The 19828-nt window shown below is 60.5% G+C and carries 18 protein-coding genes and 1 pseudogene; 9 read left to right on the forward strand and 10 right to left on the reverse strand.

From position 1 onward, the window contains the following. From D3872_RS18410 to D3872_RS18420, 3 genes are all read right to left on the reverse strand, one after another. The coding region (locus tag D3872_RS18410; RefSeq protein WP_502567773.1) for a M14 family metallopeptidase at positions 1 to 293 on the reverse strand (293 nt) is incomplete at its 3' end. A 334-nt stretch (positions 294 to 627) separates the two neighbouring features. After that, positions 628 to 999 (reverse strand): RidA family protein, encoded by a 372-nt coding sequence (locus D3872_RS18415; RefSeq protein WP_119812178.1) that lies wholly within the window; start codon positions 997 to 999, stop codon positions 628 to 630. Positions 1000 to 1037: 38 nt separating this feature from the next. Then, positions 1038 to 2174: a DSD1 family PLP-dependent enzyme gene (locus D3872_RS18420; protein ID WP_119812179.1), complete on the reverse strand. Its 1137-nt coding sequence runs from the start codon at positions 2172 to 2174 to the stop codon at positions 1038 to 1040. A gap of 94 nt (positions 2175 to 2268) precedes the next feature. Between D3872_RS18420 and D3872_RS18425 the strand changes: the two genes are divergently transcribed. Then, complete coding sequence (locus tag D3872_RS18425; protein WP_119812180.1) at positions 2269 to 3183, forward strand: LysR family transcriptional regulator; 915 nt, start codon at positions 2269 to 2271, stop codon at positions 3181 to 3183. Between the two features lie 15 nt (positions 3184 to 3198). On the opposite strand, the gene D3872_RS18430 is transcribed toward D3872_RS18425, so the two are convergent. Genes D3872_RS18430 through D3872_RS18445 form a run of 4 tightly spaced genes read right to left on the reverse strand, consistent with a single transcriptional unit; the run spans position 3199 to position 8040 of the window. Beyond that, positions 3199 to 4341 carry an NAD(P)/FAD-dependent oxidoreductase gene (locus D3872_RS18430; protein WP_119812181.1) on the reverse strand — a complete coding sequence of 381 codons (1143 nt, stop codon included), beginning with the start codon at positions 4339 to 4341 and terminating at the stop codon, positions 3199 to 3201. After that, positions 4338 to 5825 carry an FAD/NAD(P)-dependent oxidoreductase gene (locus D3872_RS18435; protein WP_229459405.1) on the reverse strand — a complete coding sequence of 496 codons (1488 nt, stop codon included), beginning with the start codon at positions 5823 to 5825 and terminating at the stop codon, positions 4338 to 4340. Before D3872_RS18435 ends, D3872_RS18430 begins: the two co-directional genes overlap by 4 nt. Before the next feature lie 34 nt (positions 5826 to 5859). Further along, a complete protein-coding gene (locus D3872_RS18440; RefSeq protein ID WP_119812183.1) occupies positions 5860 to 6528 on the reverse strand; it encodes a haloacid dehalogenase type II in 669 nt (222 codons plus the stop codon). A gap of 39 nt (positions 6529 to 6567) precedes the next feature. After that, positions 6568 to 8040 (reverse strand): aldehyde dehydrogenase family protein, encoded by a 1473-nt coding sequence (locus tag D3872_RS18445; protein WP_119812184.1) that lies wholly within the window; start codon positions 8038 to 8040, stop codon positions 6568 to 6570. A gap of 549 nt (positions 8041 to 8589) precedes the next feature. Here D3872_RS18445 and D3872_RS18450 point away from each other — a divergent pair. The 7 genes and pseudogenes from D3872_RS18450 to D3872_RS18480 all read left to right on the forward strand — a co-directional run. Beyond that, positions 8590 to 9087, forward strand: a pseudogene (locus tag D3872_RS18450) (5-methyltetrahydropteroyltriglutamate--homocysteine S-methyltransferase); the annotation flags it as partial. Positions 9088 to 9369: 282 nt separating this feature from the next. Continuing rightward, the gene (locus tag D3872_RS18455; protein ID WP_147373917.1) at positions 9370 to 11016 is read left to right on the forward strand and encodes a hypothetical protein; all 1647 of its coding nucleotides are present in this window, start codon (positions 9370 to 9372) and stop codon (positions 11014 to 11016) included. A 217-nt stretch (positions 11017 to 11233) separates the two neighbouring features. Next, entirely contained in the window at positions 11234 to 12022 is a 789-nt protein-coding gene (locus tag D3872_RS18460; RefSeq protein WP_119812186.1) for a class II aldolase/adducin family protein, read from the forward strand. A gap of 47 nt (positions 12023 to 12069) precedes the next feature. Next, the gene (locus tag D3872_RS18465) at positions 12070 to 13365 is read left to right on the forward strand and encodes an MFS transporter (protein WP_182915855.1); all 1296 of its coding nucleotides are present in this window, start codon (positions 12070 to 12072) and stop codon (positions 13363 to 13365) included. A gap of 73 nt (positions 13366 to 13438) precedes the next feature. Beyond that, a complete protein-coding gene (locus D3872_RS18470; protein WP_119812187.1) occupies positions 13439 to 14377 on the forward strand; it encodes a LysR family transcriptional regulator in 939 nt (312 codons plus the stop codon). Between the two features lie 78 nt (positions 14378 to 14455). Next, positions 14456 to 15529, forward strand: a complete 1074-nt coding sequence (locus D3872_RS18475) for a porin (protein WP_229459406.1) — start codon at positions 14456 to 14458, stop codon at positions 15527 to 15529. A gap of 216 nt (positions 15530 to 15745) precedes the next feature. After that, a complete protein-coding gene (locus D3872_RS18480) occupies positions 15746 to 16729 on the forward strand; it encodes an IS5 family transposase (protein ID WP_119809088.1) in 984 nt (327 codons plus the stop codon). 144 nt (positions 16730 to 16873) lie between these two features. Here the strand turns inward: D3872_RS18480 and D3872_RS18485 are convergent, their stop codons facing one another. The 3 genes from D3872_RS18485 to D3872_RS18490 all read right to left on the reverse strand — a co-directional run bounded on the left by D3872_RS18485 (position 16874) and on the right by D3872_RS18490 (position 18782). Next, on the reverse strand, positions 16874 to 17305 hold the full coding sequence (locus D3872_RS18485; RefSeq protein WP_119812188.1) for a hypothetical protein: 432 nt from the start codon (positions 17303 to 17305) through the stop codon (positions 16874 to 16876). Next, the gene (locus tag D3872_RS25305) at positions 17277 to 17654 is read right to left on the reverse strand and encodes a hypothetical protein (protein ID WP_147373918.1); all 378 of its coding nucleotides are present in this window, start codon (positions 17652 to 17654) and stop codon (positions 17277 to 17279) included. Before D3872_RS25305 ends, D3872_RS18485 begins: the two co-directional genes overlap by 29 nt. 354 nt (positions 17655 to 18008) lie before the next feature. Next, positions 18009 to 18782 (reverse strand): TFIIB-type zinc ribbon-containing protein, encoded by a 774-nt coding sequence (locus D3872_RS18490; RefSeq protein WP_147373919.1) that lies wholly within the window; start codon positions 18780 to 18782, stop codon positions 18009 to 18011. A gap of 550 nt (positions 18783 to 19332) precedes the next feature. Here D3872_RS18490 and D3872_RS18495 point away from each other — a divergent pair. Then, positions 19333 to 19828 (forward strand): AlbA family DNA-binding domain-containing protein (locus D3872_RS18495; RefSeq protein WP_147373920.1); only part of this gene is annotated, 496 nt, incomplete at its 3' end.

Here is a 19828-nt window from a genome sequence, read left to right on the forward strand (position 1 = left end):
GCCGGATCGAAGCTGTGGTAGGCGTCGACATTGCCGAATGCCAGCGTCAGGCGGCCGCGGCGAGGCCGCAAGCCGGCGTCGAGCATGGCCTTGACCGCGACCGCGCCGGACACTTCATTGCCGTGGGTAAGCGAAATGATCATCACGTGCTTGCCCGGCGTGCCGCTGTCGAAAGTAAACAGATACGGGATGCCGGTATTTCCTTCCGCGTAGGGGCGGATATCCGGAAATTCGAACTCGACTGGGTAGGCGTCCAGTGCTGCGCGGGCGGCTGATGTGCTGGCGGTCGTCATCAAAGTACTTTCATCAGAATTGCTCTTAGAAACCCTGTACTTCAGGGCAGGGAGTGAAAGGAGCCGGGCGCGAAGCGCCCGCAGCCGTCCAAGTGAAAAAAAGTTTTGAACTTTGGTGTTGGTCCACGGTCAAACTCCATAAGTGCTTCAGTATGCGATTACGCGCTGGGGCATGATTTACTAGTACCGCTTTCTCCAATCCGCAGTCGCTTTAGGCGAGGTCGAGAGATATCCTGCGGATTGAATAAGAAGCTGGGCTCTTTCAGTCCGGCTTCCGTCTGGGACATCAGACGCCAGCAGTGGGAATCCCCTTTCGTTCACGAAGGGGAGGATGTCAATCAAGGTGGTCCGCGACTTCGGCAATCGCGTTAATTTCAATCAGGGCACCGTAATGGAGGGCGCCGACCGGAACGATGGTTCGCGCTGGTTTGCTCGACCGCATGATTTGCGCGTAGACGCGGTTGACTTCGGGCCACAGGCTGACGTCGGCGATGAACAGCTGTACGCTGACCAGTTTTGCCAGCGACGATCCGGCCGCAAGCAGGATGTGCTCGACATTTTTCATGGCCTGGATCAATTGCGCCTCGATACCTTCGGGAATCTCCATCGATGGCGGGCGCAGGGGCAATTGGCCTGATACGAACACCAGCCCGGCGGCAAGCGTCGCTTGCGAATAGTGCCCTGCCGGGGCGGGGGCGTGGGGGATGAAACCGTGATCATTGAAAGCCTCTCGTCAGGTTAGTATCACCAGCCGCCAAACCGCGGCCAGTATGCCGACGGCACCTGGTCGCCAGTCACGTGGTAGCCGCCGTGTTGCGCCGCGGTGGCGCAGGCATGGTTGGGAAATATCCGCAACTGGGTACCGACCGGGAACGCCGCAGCGCCAGCGCAACCGTCACGCGCCGCCACAATGCCGTGCTCCTGGTTTGCGGCGACCACGATCATGTCCGGCAAGGGCGCGCCATGGACGTCGCACACGACACCGTAGCCCTGGTCGACCGCCTGCGACGCAGTCCCGCGGTCGCGCGACAGCGCCATCCAGCCTGCATCGACGATGGTCCAGCCTTTTTCGGGCTGATGCCCAATCACGGTCGTCAATACCGATAGCGCGATATCGGACAATTGGCACACGCCAAGGCCCGCCATCACCAGGTCGAAGAATACAAAGACGCCGGCCCTGACTTCGGTCACCCCGGTCAAATCCTTTGCGAACAGCGCGGTTGGCGTCGATCCGACGCTCACCACCGGCGCGGCGAACCCGGCATTCCGCAGTGTCTTCGCCGCCAGCAGCACCGCATCGCGTTCCTGGCAGGCGTACGCCTCGATCTGTGCAATGCTCTTGCTGTTGTAAGAGTTGCCGGCATGCGTCATCACGCCCTTGACTTCAATCCCGCCCAGCCGCAGGGCGTGGGCGATCTCCACGATCAGCGGGGAATCGGGCGCCAGGCCTGACCGGTGGCCATCGCAGTCGATCTCCAGCAGCACGTCAAATTTCTGGCGCTGGTCGGTTGCATAGGCAGCCAGCTGCCTGGTCGTCTCCATCGAGTCAAGCACCAGCGTCAGGGACGCGCCCATCCGCACCAGCTCTGCCGCCTGCGCAAACTTGTTCGGCGCGATGGCCACGCCGTAAAGGATGTCGGTGAAGCCATGTTCGAAGAAGAAGCGCGCTTCGCGCAGCGTCGACACCGTGATCGGGCCGCAGCCGTCGTCGAACAGGCGGCGCGCCACCTCCAGGCATTTGTTGGTCTTGACGTGCGGGCGCATCTGTACGCCGAGCGTGGACAGGTGCGCGCGCATCCGCGCGATGTTGCGGTCCATCCGCTGGCGGTCCAGCAGCAGCGCTGGCGTCTCGACCATTGGGTCCAACCGGGCTTTTTCCATTACCAGCTCCAATGTGTTGATGATGTCTTCATCATAGTCGAGTAGAATAAGGATTGAATTTAGATTTATTAACTTATGAATGTAGGAAGATTAAATGAGGGAATCTGGCGACCTGCGCTTCTTACTGATACTTCGCGAGCACGCGAGCTTGCTCGCTGCAGCCCGCACCCTGGGCTTGACGCCGTCGGCAGTAAGCCAGCGCCTGCAGCATATCGAGCGCGGGCTCGATGTGCACCTGGTCGACCGGAGTTCGCGCAAGCTGCGTTTCACGGAGGAGGGCGAGCTGCTGTGCCAGCAGGGCTTGGGCGTCATCGAGCAGTTCGATACCTTGCTGGAGGAGGTGCGCTCGCGGCGCGGCGGCATGATCGGGACGTTGAAGATCAACGCGCCGCTGGGATTCGGGCGCCGCTATATCGCCGCTGCCGCGGCGGAATACCAGCAATTGCACCCGGAAGTCGACGTCGTACTGGCCTTGTCGGACCAGCCGCTGACGGAGATCGGCGAGCGATTCGACGTGGGCATCCACATCGGCGAGCTTGCACTGTCGAACCTGATCGGCTATACGATCGCACCGAACGCCCGTTTTGTCTGCGCGGCGCCGGCACTGTTACGCCAGTACGGCGTGCCCGAAACGCCCGAACAGCTGGCGCAGCTGCCTTGCATTGCGCTGCGTGAAAACAATGAGGATGGCACCTTGTGGCATTTCAAAAAGGGCCGGACCACCCGGAGTGTGCGCGTCCAGCCCAAGCTGATCTGCAACGACGGCGATGTGGTTCATCAATGGGCGCGCGAAGGACGCGGCATCATCGTTCGCTCCGAGTGGGATGTCGCGGCCGATATCGCCAGCGGGGACCTGGTCCGCCTGCTGCCGGCGTTCAAGCTGTCGGACGCGCACGTGATCGCCTTGACGCATGCCAGGAAGGGCTTGCCCGTGCGCACCAGGAGCTTCATGAAATTCCTGCAGGAGCGCTTCCAGCCGTTGCCGCCCTGGCGCCAGCCGCCGCAATGACGCGGCCGGCATGGGTTACGCCAGCGCCGGTTCGCTGGCGAAACGGCTGATCAGGAACGGGGTGATCGGTGTCGAGGTGGCGCCGGTGGCGATCAGTTCGGCCATGACGTCGCCGACGCCGGGGCCGAGCTGGAAGCCGTGGCCGCAAAAGCCGAACGCGTAGTGCAGGCCAGCCACGCGCGCGCTCGGGCCCATGACCGGCACCTCGTCCTGCATGTAGCCTTCGATGCCGCTCCAGACCCGGATGATGTTCAGCCGCGCCAGCGCCGGCGCCAGCCGCGCCAGTTGCCTGAACTGGGTCAGCGTATGTTCCGGCAGCACATGGGCGCGCCGCTGCTGAGGATCAGCCGGGCCGCGGCCGCAGCCGCCCAGCACGATGTTGCCGCGCTTGATCTGGCGGAAGTACAGCGTTTCTTCCAGTTGGGTGGTGGCGACGCCGACTGACGGCGCGATCGCGTAGGGGACCGGTTCGGTGACCGCCATTTGCGGTCCGCGTACCACGAGCGGCACCGGTTCGCCAAACTGGCTGCACAGCGCATTGGCCCAGGCGCCGTTGGCGACCAGCAGCGCCGGCGCGCGATACTCCCGGCCGTCGGCGCAACTGGCGCGGAAATCGGTGCCGTCCTTGGCGATTGCCAGCACTTCGGTATTTTCGATAATCTGCGCGCCCAGCCGGGTCGCGGCGCGCGCGAAGGCCGGTGCTGCCAGGCGTGGGTTGGCATGGCCATCGCGCGCTGACAGCGAGGCGGCCTTGACCTCCGCACCGAGGAAGGGATAACGGGCCCGCATCGCGGCGCCGCTGACGAGTTCCAGGTCGAGTCCGTAGTCGGCGGCGCCACGCTGGTAGTTTTCCAGCCGCGCGACCTGGTCGTCCGCATAGGCGACGCGGATGTGCCCCCTTTGGATCAGCTCGACATCGTCGCCGATCAACTGCGGCAATTGTTCCCAAATTGCCAAAGCGCGGTTGGCCAGGGGCAGTTGCGGCAGGTACCGGGCCTGGCGCCGGATGTTGCCGAAGTTGACGCCGCTGGCCTGCTGGCCGACCAGGCCGCGTTCCAGCAGGATCACGGATATGCCACGCCGGCGCAGGAAGAACGCAGTGGTGGCGCCCATGATGCCGCCGCCGACGATGATCACATCCGCAACATTTGCGCTCATGGCCTGGCCTCTATGGCCTGTTCGTTGCTGTGTTCAAGTACGGTATCGCAAGGAGTGCAGCGGGCCTCGCCCCCCGGCGTCGTGATGGTTGTCGTCGAGATCGGTAACGGCTTGACCGGCGCCTGGCCGCGCAGGCGGCCGACTTCGCGCAGCGGCACCCCGGCGGCGGCGGCGGCGACGACCTCGGCGCCGGCCTGGCCGCAAAAGCGGCCTTGGCAGCGTCCCATGCCGACCCGGCTGAAGGCCTTGGCACGGTTGGCTTCGGCCGCGCCTTGGCCCATCTCGCACACGACGCGCCGCAAGTCTCCCGCGCTGATCGATTCGCAGCGGCAGACAATGGCGTCGTCCGGCAGCGCGGCGGCTTGCTGCGCCGGCCATGGAAACGCTTCGAGCAAGCCCTGGCGAAAGCGGTCCATTTTTTGCTGTGCCTGTCGCAGGCCCGCAAGCCTGGCCGAGTCGACCGGCAGGCCGAGGTCGGCCATGGCGGCCAGCGCGGCCAGCCGGCCCGCGTTCTCGGCGCCGTCGGCGCCTAGTAGCCGCACGCCATCGCCGGCGAGGTAAATGCCCGGCACGGAGGCCCGGCCGTCCTGGTCGATGTCGGGAAACCACTGGCGCGATGCCTCGTCGAAGCGAAAGGCGCAGCGCGCCAGGTCGGCCAACTGGGTTTCAGGGCGTAGATGGTAGCCCATCGACACCGCGTCGCAATCGAAACGCCGGGTTCGGCCACGGGAGTCGCGGATCACGATGCCGTGCACGCCATCGTCGGCGGTGCCGGCAATTTCAACCGGCGTCACGCCCGACAGCACCGGCACGCCGGCCCTGCGCAGCGCCGCGATGTAGCGTAGTCCGTTGAGCAGCAGCCGCGGGCGCGCCAGTAGCTTCGGCACCGCGCCGAGCTGGTGGGCCAGGCGCGACGTGTCGAGCACAGAGGCGATATTCGCGCCGGCTTTCAGGTATTGCATCGCCACCAGGTAGAGCAGGGGGCCGGTGCCGAGGAACACCACGCGGCTGCCGATCGCGCAGGCCTGCGATTTCAACGCAATCTGCGCGGCCCCAAGGCTGAAGGTGCCGGCCATATGCCAGCCCTTGACCGGAAACAGCCGGTCGGTGGCGCCGGAACAGACCAGCAGCGCGTCATAGGGCACTGCCTCGTTCTGTCCGTCGCGCGCCAGGTACAGATGGCCGTCGCTGATATTCCATGCGAGTGTGCCTGGACGGTAATCGACCTTGTCGCGCAAGGACTCGAAAGCGCGGTGCAGCGCCTGGGCCCGGCCCGCTTCGCTGCCGTATAGCGTGGCAGGCGAGCGCGTAAAATTGGCCGGCTGGCGGCGGTAGACCTGGCCGCCGTCGCGCAATCCTTCATCGACCAGCAGCGGGCGCAGGCCTGCCGCCACCAACTCCCCGGCGCAGCGCACGCCGGCTGGTCCGGCGCCGACCACGATCACCCGCGGCGGCGCAGTCATGCAAAACGATTCAGGCTTCATGGGCAAGGTCCTTTGCGATTGCGAGCAGTATCGCTTAGAGGCCGACCACGCCAGGCAGGCCCGACAGGTCCGATATCTCGGTGTAGCCGTATGATGGCGTCGACGGGTCATGGCCGCGATTGACAAACACCTTGTTCTTGATCCCCAGGCTGCGCGCCGGGATCAGGTCGTAGCGCAGGCTGGACGAGACGTGCAGGATCTCTTCCGGATTGCAGTTAAGGTTATCGATCATATATTCGAAGGCGGCCAGCCGTGGCTTGTAGACCTTCGCGGTTTCTGCGGTGAACACTTTATGGAAGGGCGCTCCGAGCAATTCGACGTTGTGCATGATTTGCGCATTGGCAGCGTTCGAATAGATTACCAGTGGGAACTCCTTGGCGACCCTGGCCAGCGGCTCGGGAACATCGGGATGAGGACCCCAGGTCGGCACCGCGTCATAATAGCTTTGCGCTTCGGCGTCCGTGATTGGCACGCCCCAGCGGGCGCACGCGCGGTGGATCGCATTCTTGACCACGTCTTCGTATGGCTTCCATTCGTCCAGGACTTCGTCCATGCGGTACGACGCGAACAGCATCACGAATTCATCCATCTGGTCGGCCGGGATGCGGTCGGCGAACATGGCGCGCGTCATGTCGGCCATGCGGAAGCGCGTCAGCGTGCCATAACAATCGAAGGTGATGTACTTGGGACGGAAGGTGCTCATGTTGGTTTCCTTTGTTGTGAAAGATATCGTGGTTGCGGCTTATTCATCGAAGGCGATGAGCGTGCTCTTGTGACGCAGGTTGGCTTCCACAGCCTGGCGGCCCAGGTCCTTGCCAATACCGGAGTTGTTGTAGCCGCCGGTTGGGATAATGAAATCGGCGGACCGGCCATACCTGTTCACCCAAATTGTGCCGGCCTGAATGCGTCGGCGCGCGCGCAAAGCGCGATTAATGTTGCCGGTATAAACGCCGGCTGCAAGGCCATATTTGTGATCCGTCAGCGCCAGGCCATCGTCTTCGTCGTCGAAACTTTGCACCGTCAGCACTGGCCCAAAGATTTCTTCACGAACAGCTTCGGATTCTGACCTGACGCCCGACAGAATCGTAGGCTGGTAATAGGCGCCGTCATCAACCGTACTCAGGCGCCCGCCCCCGGTGAGGACGCTCGCGCCGCCTGCGATGGCACGTTTGACGATCCCGTCGATGCGCTCCATGTGCGGGTGTGAGATAAGTGGCGAATAGGTCGTGGTGGTTGCCCAGGTTGGGCCAGGGCGAATAGCTTTGGTTAGAGCAATGATGCGATCGAGCAGCGGAGCTTCAATGCTGCGTTGTACGATCAGGCGGGACCCGGCGACGCACACCTGGCCGGCATTGTTGAGGAAGGAAGCGGCGATCGCGCGCGCGACCCTGTCGAGATCGGGAACGTCGGAAAACACAAGTTGGGGGCTTTTGCCGCCAAGCTCCAGCGTGACGGGCTTGATTCCGCTTTGGGCGCTGGCGGTCATGATTGCCTCGCCCGTACGGGTAGACCCGGTAAATGAAATTTTCCCGACCATGGGATGCCGGCAAAGGAGGTCGCCTGTCACAGCGCCGGTGCCCTGTACGATATTGAAGATGCCCGTTGGGATACCGGCTTCGATCGCCAGTTCCGCCAGAGCCAGCGCGCTGAACGGGGTCATCTCCGACGGTTTGAGTACAACGGCATTGCCAGCGGCGAGGGCCGGCGCGATCTTGGTGATGGCCTGGGTGATCGGGAAATTCCATGGCGCGATGGCTGCCACGACGCCGTAAGGCTCGGACGTCACCATCCCCAGATGGTCCGCGCGGGTGGCGGCAACCTCGCCGCCAAGCTTATCCGCGAATTCGGCGAAAAACCGGATGCAGTCGGCCGCGTAGGGAATATCGATTTCAATGACGTCCCTGACGGGGCGGGTTGATGTGACCGCCTCCAATTGGCCGAGAGCTACCTTATTGGCCTCGATCAGATCGGCCCAACGCCGTAATAGGCGGGCTCGGATCCGAGGTGCGCCCATAGACCATTCCGTAGTCTCATACGCCTGCGTGGCATTTTGAACGGCTTGATCGACGGTATTGGCGTTCGCGATCGGCAATTCGGCGACAATGGCATTGTCGGCGGGGCGTCGAACGATTAGTGTGTTGCCGTTCTCCTGGATCAAGCGGCCGTCAATGAAATGACCGTTGGGAATGCGAACTGCATTGGGATCGAAATACATGTGAGCGCTCCGCTCCAAAACGGTTATAGAAATAGCGATCGGGTATTCGGGGCGCCTTGTCGACCGGCTCGTTCAGGCATCACATGCCGATGCGTGTTCCGAGTTGCGATCCCCCTCGCCGTGCTTCCCTCCTCGAGTTCACATGATAGTCGAGTACACCGCGCAAAAAATTTAGTGAAATTAACTCATACATTTAGACAATCTTCACTAACGGGGACTACGCTCTGCGGTTTTTGCCCGTTCTTCGCAACCATACCGCTTGCTGCCGCGTTCCAATTGGCTTGGGATCTACGTAAGTGACGAGGCGACCGCACATGGAACGGATGCTCGATTTTTGCGCGCACCCTGGCCTTGGTTTTCTCCAGCTTTTCCTTGGCTCGGCCAAACGAGGTTTTCAAATTCAAGCCCCGCGCAGCCATTACACGTGCACTTGCTGGAGGCATGCCCGGTGCTAGCGGCGGACGCGGTAGGTCCGCTGTTCGGTCCAAAACGGACGTGCCAATTCCTTTTTGAGATCTGACAGCAGCGTTCGACGAAATCGCCTGACTGAGGGCGGACGGGCGCGTCATTCAGATCGACGAGGCTGCGCTGCGTGAAGGCCTGCCGCTGCGCAAGGCGCAATGGCAGGAAAACCTAGATTGGGCGGTCGAATCGTTCCGTATCACGGCCAACGGTGTGGGCGACGCGACACAGATTCACACCTACATGTGCTATTCGGAGTTCAACGACATCATCGCTTCGATCGCCGATATGGACGCCGACGTGATCACCATCGAAACGTCGCGCTCGGATATGGAATTGCTGGATGCCTTCGATAACTTCAACTATCCGAACGAGATTGGTCCGGGCGTCTACGATATCCACTCGCCGAACATTCCGACGCAGGAGCATATCGTGCAGCTGATGAAGAAAGCGGCCGAGCGTATTCCGGCAGCACGGCTGTGGGTGAATCCGGATTGCGGGCTGAAGACCCGGCAGTGGGGGGAGGTGCTGCCGGCGCTGACGAAATTGGTGGCTGCGGCGTGGGTTTTGCGTCAGGCCGCTTGAGAATCGCAGGCTCGTCCGCCTGCCATTGGGCTCGCGCGCCGCATGCGTAGCCTGCGCCCCCAGCTCGGCGCCGGAGCAGGCACCTTTGCACCGGGTGTGCCGGCGCTGGCATCCTTCCTCATTGCGATGGCGGGCGACAAGCTGCGACACGATTGAATGCCCGCTTACAAGTGACTGCTGAGTCTGCTTTGTCTCAAGCTGCGCAGCACTTAGCCGGGTAACCTCAACGGGCCGGTCCAGTTCCGTACGGACCACGGCCGGTCCCTACTTGAGGAGTTCACCATGGAACATTCATCTTGCACATGCGCACCAACGCCGACTGCTGCAACAAGCTCCCCGTCCTTCCCGTGGACACAGCCTGAAGGAACCGACATCCTGGTGCGCCAGGCCCAGGGGCCGACGCTCGAGGAACAGGATGCGTTTATCGCTGTGCTGCTGGCACAGCCAAGCGTCGCGAACCTGTTAGCCAACACGCGCTATCGCGTGCTGGCGATCGAGCTTCTCGAGAATGACGAGAAGACCGGTTCGGATCTTCCCGCGATTCCGCTTCGGTACGGCGTGCAGGTCTACGATTACACCAACAGCCGCAACCTGGAGCTGAGCGCGATCTATCCCGACGCCAGCAGGCTCGAGATCCTGAGCAGCGCGCGCCAGCCGCTGCCATCGGCCGAGGAATGGGAAGAGGCGGCCGAGATCGTCGCCCGCGAAGAGATCTTTGCGCGGCATCTGCTATGCGGCCTGCTGACCGTATATCGCCCAATGCCACCGTTCCTTGAACGGGCCGATCCCACAGGCGCCGTCGCGCGTACGCTCACGGTTGGACTGCTGTCGGCGCCCGACAGCAACCTGCGGCACCAGATCGTGGCCGTTAACATGGTGACCCAGCGTGTCGAACACTTCGACACCGGCGCTCCACCTGGCGCGCACGCCGACCCCACTACCTGCGGCATCCCGCCCTTTTACTGTCCGGCGCCGAGGCGCGGTACGCCCGGCCAGCTGTGGATCTCCTGGCCGACCGTTAACCCGGTTTGGGAGCTGCTGGCGATTAGGCCCGCCGCTTCGTCGGGACGCGAAGGCTCCGGCCTGGAAATCCGGTTCGCCAACTACCGCGGCAAGCGCGTCCTGTATCGCGGCCATGTGCCAGTGCTGAACGTGAAGTACGCCGGCGACGAGTGTGGACCGTATCGGGACTGGCAATACGAGGAACACTGCTTCCAGGTCGATGGCACGGACGTCGCACCGGGATTTCGGTGGACGAACAGGACGCCCGTAACCTCGTGCTCCGGGAGCGACGCCGGTAATTTCACCGGGGTCGCCGTCCAGACCACGGAGTGCGAGCTGATCGTGACCACGGAGATGGCAGCGGGATGGTATCGCTACATCCAGGAATGGCGATTCCACAGGGACGGGACGATCCGCCCTCGCTTCAGGTTCGCGGCGGCGCGCAACTCGTGCGTCTGCAAGACCCATGTCCATCATGTCTACTGGCGGCTTGACCTCGACCTGCGCACGGCCGGGAATAACCGGGTCGAAGAGTTCAACGATCCACCGATCATCGGCGGTACCAACTGGCACAGGAAGCTGCACGAGATCAAGCGCTTGCGCGACACTGGCCGGCGCCGGAAATGGCGCGTCACCAACACCGTGTCGGGGGAGCGCTACGAAATCATCCCGGGCCCGACTGACGGCGTGGTCGACGCGTATGGACGAGGCGACTTGTGGTTCCTGCGCTACCGCGGCGCCGAGATCGATGACGGCGGCCCGTCTGGCGGGACCGAAGTGCAAGTCGACCGGTACGTGAACGGCGAAGCGATCGACGATACGGACGTGGTCGTGTGGTATGGCGCGCACTTCCGGCATGATCCGAGCGAGCAGGGACCGGCCGAATGCCATGCCGTTGGGCCTACTCTGAGGCCGATTCAGTGGTAGCGCCATGCCATCGGGAGCGCGGCGGGCGGCGTACCGCGCTTGCCCGTCTCGTGACGACAGTACACCTCACACTCATGCCCGTTTTACCAGCGGCATTCCAGATCAGAATGGCTTGGGCGGTATAAGTCAATGGACAGGTAAAGCGCCGGCTTCCTACACTTGACTCTCGTACAGGCGCGCATGCTGCGCCGCCTGACCGCCAAGTCTGGAGAGTCAAATGGACCCAAAAACGCTTGAAACCGTCCTGGAACAACGCCGCGCGACCGTTCGCCAGCGTGTTTCGCCGCAGGAGTGGCAAGCGCGAGAAGATCTCGCCGCCTGCTATCGCCTGTGCGTGCACTACCGCATGACGGACATGATCTACAACCACATCTCGCTCAGGGTACCTGGCAGCGATAACCATTTCCTGATCAATGCGTTCGGATTGCTGTACGAAGAGGTCAGCGCTTCCAATCTGGTCAAGGTCGATATTGACGGCAACCTGCTGGACGACGACGGACTGGAAGTCAATCCCGCCGGCTTCGTCATCCATTCCGCGATCCACAAAGCACGCCATGACCTTGGCTGCGTGTTTCATACCCATACCAGGGCGGGGGTGGCGATCTCCGCCCAGGAGCGCGGCCTGCTGCCCATCTCGCAGCACGCGATGCGCTTCTACAACCGGGTCGGCTATCACGGGTATGAGGGGATCGCGCTCGATCTCGACGAACAGCGACGGCTGGTGGAGGATCTGGGATCGCATGATGTACTCATCTTGCGCAATCATGGCCTGCTCACTGCCGGTGCAAATGTACGGGAGGCGTTCGAATTGATGTATTACCTGGAGCTTGCGTGCCAGATCCAGCTGGACGCGACCAGCAGCGGCACCCAATTGGTGATGCCGCCGAAAGCAGTCTGCGAACACGCCGCCCAACAGTTCGCCAATTCCAACGACTTCATCCAGGGCCGCGACTGGGCTGCCCTACGGCGGATGCTCGATCGAAAGGAGCCTGGCTACCGGACCTGAACCGCCTTTGCCTGTGTTGACCATTCTAAAAATATTCGGAGACTGAAATGCAAATATCACACGCGGACGTCGGAAGCGTCCAAGCCGACGAGCCACTTTTCCGCAAGCTCGTCTGGCGTGTCATGCCGTTCCTGCTGATGTGCTACCTGTTCGCTTACCTGGACCGTGTTAACGTGGCTTTCGCCAAGTTGCAGATGGCACAGCAGTTGCAGTTCAGCGAAGCAGTCTATGGCCTCGGCGCGGGCATCTTCTTCATCGGCTATTTCCTGTTCGAGGTGCCGAGCAACCTGATCATGGCGCGTGTCGGCGCCCGGCGCTGGATTGCTCGTATCATGATCACCTGGGGCCTATTGTCCGCCGGGATGATGTTGGTGACGACCGCAAACCAGTTTTATGTCATGCGTTTCCTGCTCGGCGTTGCCGAAGCCGGCTTTTTCCCAGGCGTGCTGCTGTATCTCAGCCAGTGGTTCCCTTCTGTGCAGCGTGGTCGCGTGGTAGCGTTGCTGATGGCGGCGGTGCCCGTCTCCACCGTGATCGGCGCACCGATATCGGGGTTGATACTCGAGTCGATGCAGGGCGTCTCCGGCTTGGGTGGATGGCAGTGGATGTTTGTGATCGAGGGTATTCCCCCGGTTGTCTTGGGCGTGATCTGCCTGTTTCTGCTGACCGACAAGATCGCGGACGCGAAATGGTTGACGCCGCAGGAAAAGAGCCAACTGCAGATGCAGCTCGCCCTCGAGAATAAGCACAAGAGTACGCACTCGTTCTCGGCTGCACTGGCCAGCCCGCGCCTGTGGCTACTGGCAGCGATCTATTTCTGTATTGCGCTGGGCAATCTCGGGCTGGCGTTCTGGATGCCCACACTGGTCAGGGAGGCCGGCGTTCAGTCGTTGAAGACGATTGGCTTGCTGACGGCGATTCCCTATCTCTGCGCGACCATCGTCATGATTCTGGTGGGGCGTTCGGCGGACGCGAGGCGCGAGCGACGCTATCACCTTGCCGTGCCGATGCTGATCGGCGCGCTGGGATTGATCGCCGCGGCCCATATGCCAAATCTGTCGTTGACGATGGTGGCATTGATGGTGGCAACTGCAGGACTGACCACGGCACTGCCGATGTTCTGGCCCGTGCCGTCGGCCATATTGGGAGGCAGCGCGATGGCCGGCGGACTGGCATTGCTTAACTCGGCTGGCGCGCTGGCGGGGTTTGTCGGGCCCTTCGGCATCGGCTGGCTCAAGACCAATACCGCGCACCCGAACCTGGCGCTTTACGTCATGGCGGTGATCGTAGCGGCAGGCGCGGCTGCAGTGCTCAGCCTGCGCGCCAAAGAGGTGAACCGCTGAACGAACGGCACCCTATGGGGTGCCGCACTGTATCATTGCAAAAATACCGTCGCCATTCAACGAGCGAAGCCACATGATACGAGACCTCGGCCAACTGCAGGCGTTCCTTGCGGTTATCCAGCATGGCAGCGTAGGTCGTGCAGCCGAGGCGCTGTGCGTCACGCAGTCTGCACTGACACGCATTATCCAGCGCTTGGAGGAACAGCTCGGCGTTCCCTTGTTCGAGCGCCATACACGCGGGATGACCCTGACCTCCTATGGAACCGTGCTTGAGCCTTACGCCGCGCATCTGGTGGCGGAATCGGCCAATGCCATGGGCGAAATGGCGGCGATGCGTGGGCTAAGGAAGGGAGTGGTCAGGGTCGGTGCGGTTGCAAGTGCGCTGGAGACCATTCTTCCGGAAGCGGTCGACCGGCTGCTGGCGCAATGGCCTGGCCTGCAGGTCAATATCGCGGAAGGTCTTACAGACGAACTGGCGATCATGCTGGCGAAAAACGAGATTGACCTGGCCGTGGCATTCCTGTTGCCGGAAACCGAGGACATGGCTCTGGTTTCCGAGAGCGGCTGGCAGGAGGGATGTCATATCGTTGCGGCCTTGGGACACCCCTTGCATGCAAGGCGAGACCTGAATCTAACGGATGTGGTCGCGGAAAAATGGGTGCTGCCACCGAAGAAGATGGGACCGCGCGAAGAGTGGCAACAGGTATTCCTGGCGAATGGCATCATGCCGCCACAACCCGCCGTGGAAACCCGATCGGTCAGCGTCATGCGATCACTCGTGGCACGGTGTGGATTCCTAAGCTGGCTCCCGGACGCCCTGATCAGCGCTGGAGGAATGGGGGAGAAGATTCGTCCGCTCATGATCGAGTGCGCGCATGTACCACGTCATTTCGCCATCTATCGTCGCCGTCATGGCATCTTGTCGGCGCCCTCCGTCAAGCTGATCGAGGAGCTGCGGCACGCTGTCAAATCCTTGGCCACTGGCGCGGCGCCTGATTCCAGATCGGAATGACTTACTCGCCTTAAGTCAATAGACGCCTGCGCGTAGCGATTTCTACAATCAGTCTCCAAACAATCAGGAGACAAGACAATGAACAAACCACTCGCAGCCGCCGCCTTCATGGCGCTGGCCTGCAATGCAGCACTCGCGCAATCGAACGTCGCAGTTTATGGGGTCGTCGATGTCGGCCTGTCGCGAGACAGCGGAGGGACGGACTCCGTCAGCAAGCTAACCGGTGGCGTGGCCGCAGGTTCCCGGCTGGGATTCGAAGGCACGGAAGACCTTGGTGGCGGAGGGTTTGCGCAGTTTGTGCTTGAGGCCGGAATCAATGCGGATACCGGCGTATCGGGGCAGGGCGGGGTGTTGTTCGGCCGCCAAGCCTTCGTCGGCATCGGCAGCAAGCACCTTGGTGCCGTGACGCTGGGCCGCCAGTATTCGCCACAATATTTGACCACGGTACTCGCCGATCCCTTTGTCAGCGGTACCGCAGGGGACTCAAAAAATCTCATTCAGGCGGCCGGCAGCGTCGGGCGCATGGACAACAGCATCAAGTACGCGTCTCCGGTCTGGGGACCATTCAGCTTGGAGCTGGCTTATGCGGCCGGTGAAGTGCCCGGGACAAGCAGCGCGGGCAGGCACGCAGGGGTAGCACTGGCCTATGCTGCTGGTCCAGTGGCAGTGCGCTGGGCGTATCACGACAAGGATAACGACACCGCAACCGCTCGCACGGGCAGTTCGCGCAATATGCTTCTGGCGGCCACCTACGCTTTCAGGCCCGTCAAGCTTCACCTCGGTTACGGTATCAATAAGGGGCCATTCAGCTCACCCTTGCGAAACCCAGCTAATCCGTTCGGCCGTGCGCCTGCCCCTACTGCCGCCTCATTGTCGCAGGACAGTAACGATGCGCTTGTCGGGCTTACTGTCCCATTCGGCAAGCACGTGCTGCTGGCTTCGTCTATCCACAAGAACGACAAGATGGCAGCGAACCAGGATGCTACACAGTATGCCCTGGGCTATCGCTATTTACTGTCCAGGCGTACGGATATCTACACGGTCTATTCACGTATTATCAATCGCCGGGGCGCGATGTACACGGTCGGCAACGCCACGGAAGGCGGCGTCGGCGACCGTGCCTGGAATCTCGGCCTACGTCACACTTTCTAGAATGTTTCGTAGGGCCGAAGAGCGCGAAGCGCGTCATCGGCCCTGCCTTCCACGGCGATCCGCGATGAACCCATTTTTTTCAGTTCCAGCAAACAGGCTGCGTGATCGGCGATTTACTTGGCAGCTAAGGAAACGCTGATTTATTCTCCGGGGCCGGTTCCGACGGCGCGCAAGACCTGAGACAATGATGCCACGTTCACCATTGACCAGTCGACCATGCAGAAGAGTTTTTCCGACCTCGAATACGCAGCCAAGAAAAAGCTGACGCGGCGTGATCGCTTCCTGGCTGAGATCGACAAGGTGACGCCTTGGTCGCAATTGCATCAACTGATCGAGCCCTTCTATCCAAAGGTTGTAGGTGCCGGACGCCCGCCGGTTGGACTGGCGCGCATGCTGCGCATGTACGTGGCCCAGCAGTGCTTTGGATTGTCCGACGAGGGCATTGAGGACGCGATCTACGATAGCCAGGCGATCCGTGGTTTCGTCGGCATTGACCTCAATCGCGAATCCGCTCCGGACGCAACGACCTTGCTGAAATTCCGCCGACTACTTGAGAAAAATGAACTGACGCGCAAGATCTTTGACACGATCAACGGCCACTTGGCGGAGAAGGGTTTGATCATGCGCGAGGGTACGATTGTCGATGCAACGCTGATCGCAGCGTCCCCATCGACCAAGAACAAAGACAAGAAGCGCGATGCGGAAATGCACCAGTCGAAGAAGGGGAATGATTGGCACTTCGGCCTCAAGGCCCATATCGGCGTTGATGCTACGTCGGGGTTGACGCACACCGTCGTCGTCACCGCCGGCAACGTCAGCGACGTAACGCAAGCGCACGCGCTGCTGCATGGCGACGAAGTGGCCGCACTCGGCGACGCAGGCTACCAGGGCGTGGAAAAGCGCGAAGAGAACCAAGGCAAGGCGGTCACCTGGCATGTCGCGATGAAGCGCTCCAAACGCAAGGCGCTGCCCAACAACAAGCTTGGACGCAGGATGGAAAAACTCGAACATCTCAAGGCCAGCGTGCGGGCAAAGGTGGAGCATCCGTTCCATGTTGTGAAGAACCTGTTCCGTCATCGCAAGGTTCGCTACCGTGGCTTGGCGAAGAACACCGCACAACTGTTCACGTTGTTCGGCTTTGCCAATCTGCTCCTGGCGGGTAGGCGGTTCACGATATCTGAATCCCGAGTTGCGTCTTGAGCGCGCAAAAGCGCGAAATGCAGGGCCGATTTACCGAATAGAAGCGATTTCTGGTAGTGCCGATTCCGCAATCGCGCAGTTGGATGAATCCGTCTGTTCGAAAAACGGACGCGGCGCCAGAAACGTCAATTGATCAGCGCTTCCCTAAGTCTGGAGAGGTTCGGTATCGGCTGCGTCGCTGGTTTCGGTTAGCTTGACATATTGAACATTCAACGTAATCGCTTCACTATACCGAAGCACGAAGTTGTCACCGTCAATTGGGTAAAAACGTTGCACGTCCTCCGCGTCGCCTGATTCTACTGCCGGTTTATCTAGCGTTATCGGGCGCCGCGAAACTTCTTGCAAGATCAAGCGGTCGAGCTGCCCTTCGGAGTCAAAGTAAAAATCATCCAAGAATCCTACGTAAAGTATTCCTTCCTTTGCCACCTCGACGATTGCCGACACTACGATCAGGTCAGGCTTGTCATCGTTCGAAAAGTCCGCCCCGGTAAGAAGGTAGTACCAAGGCGCGTCGTGAAACCGAAAGATTGAACTGAACCGCGCGGCTTCACGGTCCAGCCTGAGACGCGATATCACGCCTCATACCACTTGGCGCGACATACGACGCGACGATCAGCGATACAAAATAACCCGAGATCCAAGGGAATCCCACACCAACTTGCTGCGTTGCTGTTGCCTGGCTCGCAGGATGGGATGAAAGCAAGTTCAAGAGCACGACCGCCTCAAGTAGATTCTGAAAAAAGATGTAGGAGAATGCTAGCCACACTGCATGCGCGAAGATGGCCCATAGGACCGCTTCTGCGACAATCCGGCCGAAGGGTGAAAAATCTATTGAAGTACGTTCCGCCCGCTTTAGGCCGCTGCGAAAGATAAATCCTGGCAAAAGAACCAGGAACACGATGAGCGCAGGTAGGGCGACATTCATTCGCGCTGCACTCTATGCAGCTTTTGTAGCCTTGGGTACCACGGTAGCGAGTACCTTGATCGGGCCGTTCTTTCCCTGGACTATGAACCCACTAGATGCGGCTTGATTTTGGAGCGAAGGGCGAGCGCCCTTGTTGACCAAGAACTGACGAAGTTGATCAGCTGCCGCAGGGTCAGCGAGGAGTTCGGAGGCCAACTTACTCTTGAGTGCTTTCATATTGTGACTATGCCACAAGTGCTATTTGGCTGCAAAAAACTTCGCAATTCGTTGGTGCTAAACAACCGATTAGCGTGTTCTGCCAATGAATTCTCGACCTTTTGGATTCTCATTGCGATGCATGCCGGAATGACTACATCAATCATCCAACAGCACAAACAGTCCGCCCAGCGTGGCGATGCATGCGCTCACCAAGTCTGCATTGGCGGCATTCCCAAACAGGGCATCAGGCAGAGACCGGCTTTGTTTCTCCGACAATTTTGAATGGGCAGTGGCGAGCCTGAGCGTCGCTTCTGAAATCTCCGCCGGGCTGCTGTTGCGCCGGCGCTCGGCCGCGGCGGCCCACACTTCCATCGCTTTGGTTACCGCATCGGCGTCCAAGACGGCGATCGCCGCGCCGCAGTAGGAACACGCAGTGTCCTTCTCGAGGTTGATCGCGCCACCACACCCAGAGCATTTGATTTGCTTCACGTCGACACGCAACTGACCGATTTCCATTCGCGTCAGCAGGCTGATGAACTGCTTCTCCCTCAGGAAGTGGTAGAACGGCGTCAAGCGTCCGTGCGCCTGACAGCGATAGTAAGAAATCCGCCCAGCTTTGCAGATGTCATGGGTGAGGTTCAGCCGCAACTTGCACCGTGGGCAAGGCAAGGCACTTGCCAGCGGCAGGCGCGGCTTGTCCGAACAGGCGTTGACGATCTTGAACAACTCCACGACCGCACTGGGCGCAAGTTGGGCGCTTTCTGCATTGTCGAACCAGATGACAAAGCACTGAACGCAAACATCGATTCCGATCCGCCCGACGGAACGGCTGTCGACGGCGATTGTCTGCATTTTCTGTGCACAACTGGGGCAGTGTGCGCCGTCATGGTAGCGGTCTGATTCAGTGTAGATGCTCAATTGAAGGCTCACGGCTCGTTGCTGTTGAGCAAGTTTAACAGGCAAGCCCACGAGCGACCAGGCGCTTCGCGCCGGCGCCTCCGGCGCGCCGGCGCAAGCGGCGGCAAAGTGGCTGTTGACGTGCGCCCTCGGCGCACGGCGCTGCTGCCTTCGGCAGCAGCAAACTGGCGATTCGGCCACGTTCCGCGGCCCCGCTGCGCCCAGCAGGGCGACAGCTTTCGAATCCCCCGCGCAGAGCCCGCAGGGGCTCTGCTTCTCTCCGCCATGAAACAAATGCAAAAAGGCCACCCGAGGGTGACCTTTTTCATATTTGAGAGGGGGATTCGAACCCCCGATAGGCTATGAACCAATGCAGACATAAGGAGATAGTTCAATAAAATCAATAGGTTATTGCAGTATTGCTGCGCTACAAATAAATTGCAATAAGTTGCCAGTACACTATAGGATTGCAGCTTAGAGACTCCTCAATAGCGCAAGAAATTCCTTGGCCAGAATTATTGCATACCCAACTTGGTGCCCTTCGATCCACTATAGCGAAATGCCCACAACAACCCACACAACTATGAAAATTGTCGCCCTTTCACAGACTGAAGCCAAGACACTGCTGAGTCTGAACGAAGACCACTTCAACGACGTAAAAAGCAAGCGTATTGCTCCAGCGAAGCTCCAAGAGACCTTTGTAGCATTCGCAAACTCCGACGGTGGCGACCTTTACATCGGCATTGAGGACCGAAAAGAGACCGGCGAGCGGATTGTGGGCTTCACTGAGGTGGAGGACGCGAACGCAATCATCGCAAACCTGTTGGAAGAGACGAAACCCGCTGTAGAGAATGTGTTTATGGAGTTTCTTCAAGTGCCCAAGAAGGGGCTCGTCTTACATATCGGGATACCGAAAAGTCCAAAGGTTCACTACACAGCATCCGGCGATTGCTATATTCGGGTGAACGCTGCGAAAACAAAGATCAAAGGCGACCGCGTTACCCAACTCGCCTACTCGAAAGGCGCCGAAATTTATGAACGCAAGACCGTTGATGATGTCGACGTTGAGGACATCGCCG

The organism is Massilia cavernae (assembly GCF_003590855.1).
Taxonomy (GTDB): domain Bacteria; phylum Pseudomonadota; class Gammaproteobacteria; order Burkholderiales; family Burkholderiaceae_D; genus Telluria_A; species Telluria_A cavernae.

Coding starts and splice junctions, on each gene's coding strand:
- D3872_RS18420 (WP_119812179.1), bottom strand. CDS start 2,174: ATGGAAAAAGCCCGGTTGGACCCAATGGTCGAGACGCCAGCGCTGCTG.
- D3872_RS18425 (WP_119812180.1), top strand. CDS start 2,269: ATGAGGGAATCTGGCGACCTGCGCTTCTTACTGATACTTCGCGAGCAC.
- D3872_RS18430 (WP_119812181.1), bottom strand. CDS start 4,341: ATGAGCGCAAATGTTGCGGATGTGATCATCGTCGGCGGCGGCATCATG.
- D3872_RS18435 (WP_229459405.1), bottom strand. CDS start 5,825: ATGAAGCCTGAATCGTTTTGCATGACTGCGCCGCCGCGGGTGATCGTG.
- D3872_RS18440 (WP_119812183.1), bottom strand. CDS start 6,528: ATGAGCACCTTCCGTCCCAAGTACATCACCTTCGATTGTTATGGCACG.
- D3872_RS18445 (WP_119812184.1), bottom strand. CDS start 8,040: ATGTATTTCGATCCCAATGCAGTTCGCATTCCCAACGGTCATTTCATT.
- D3872_RS18455 (WP_147373917.1), top strand. CDS start 9,370: ATGGAACATTCATCTTGCACATGCGCACCAACGCCGACTGCTGCAACA.
- D3872_RS18460 (WP_119812186.1), top strand. CDS start 11,234: ATGGACCCAAAAACGCTTGAAACCGTCCTGGAACAACGCCGCGCGACC.
- D3872_RS18465 (WP_182915855.1), top strand. CDS start 12,070: ATGCAAATATCACACGCGGACGTCGGAAGCGTCCAAGCCGACGAGCCA.
- D3872_RS18470 (WP_119812187.1), top strand. CDS start 13,439: ATGATACGAGACCTCGGCCAACTGCAGGCGTTCCTTGCGGTTATCCAG.
- D3872_RS18475 (WP_229459406.1), top strand. CDS start 14,456: ATGAACAAACCACTCGCAGCCGCCGCCTTCATGGCGCTGGCCTGCAAT.
- D3872_RS18480 (WP_119809088.1), top strand. CDS start 15,746: ATGCAGAAGAGTTTTTCCGACCTCGAATACGCAGCCAAGAAAAAGCTG.
- D3872_RS25305 (WP_147373918.1), bottom strand. CDS start 17,654: ATGAATGTCGCCCTACCTGCGCTCATCGTGTTCCTGGTTCTTTTGCCA.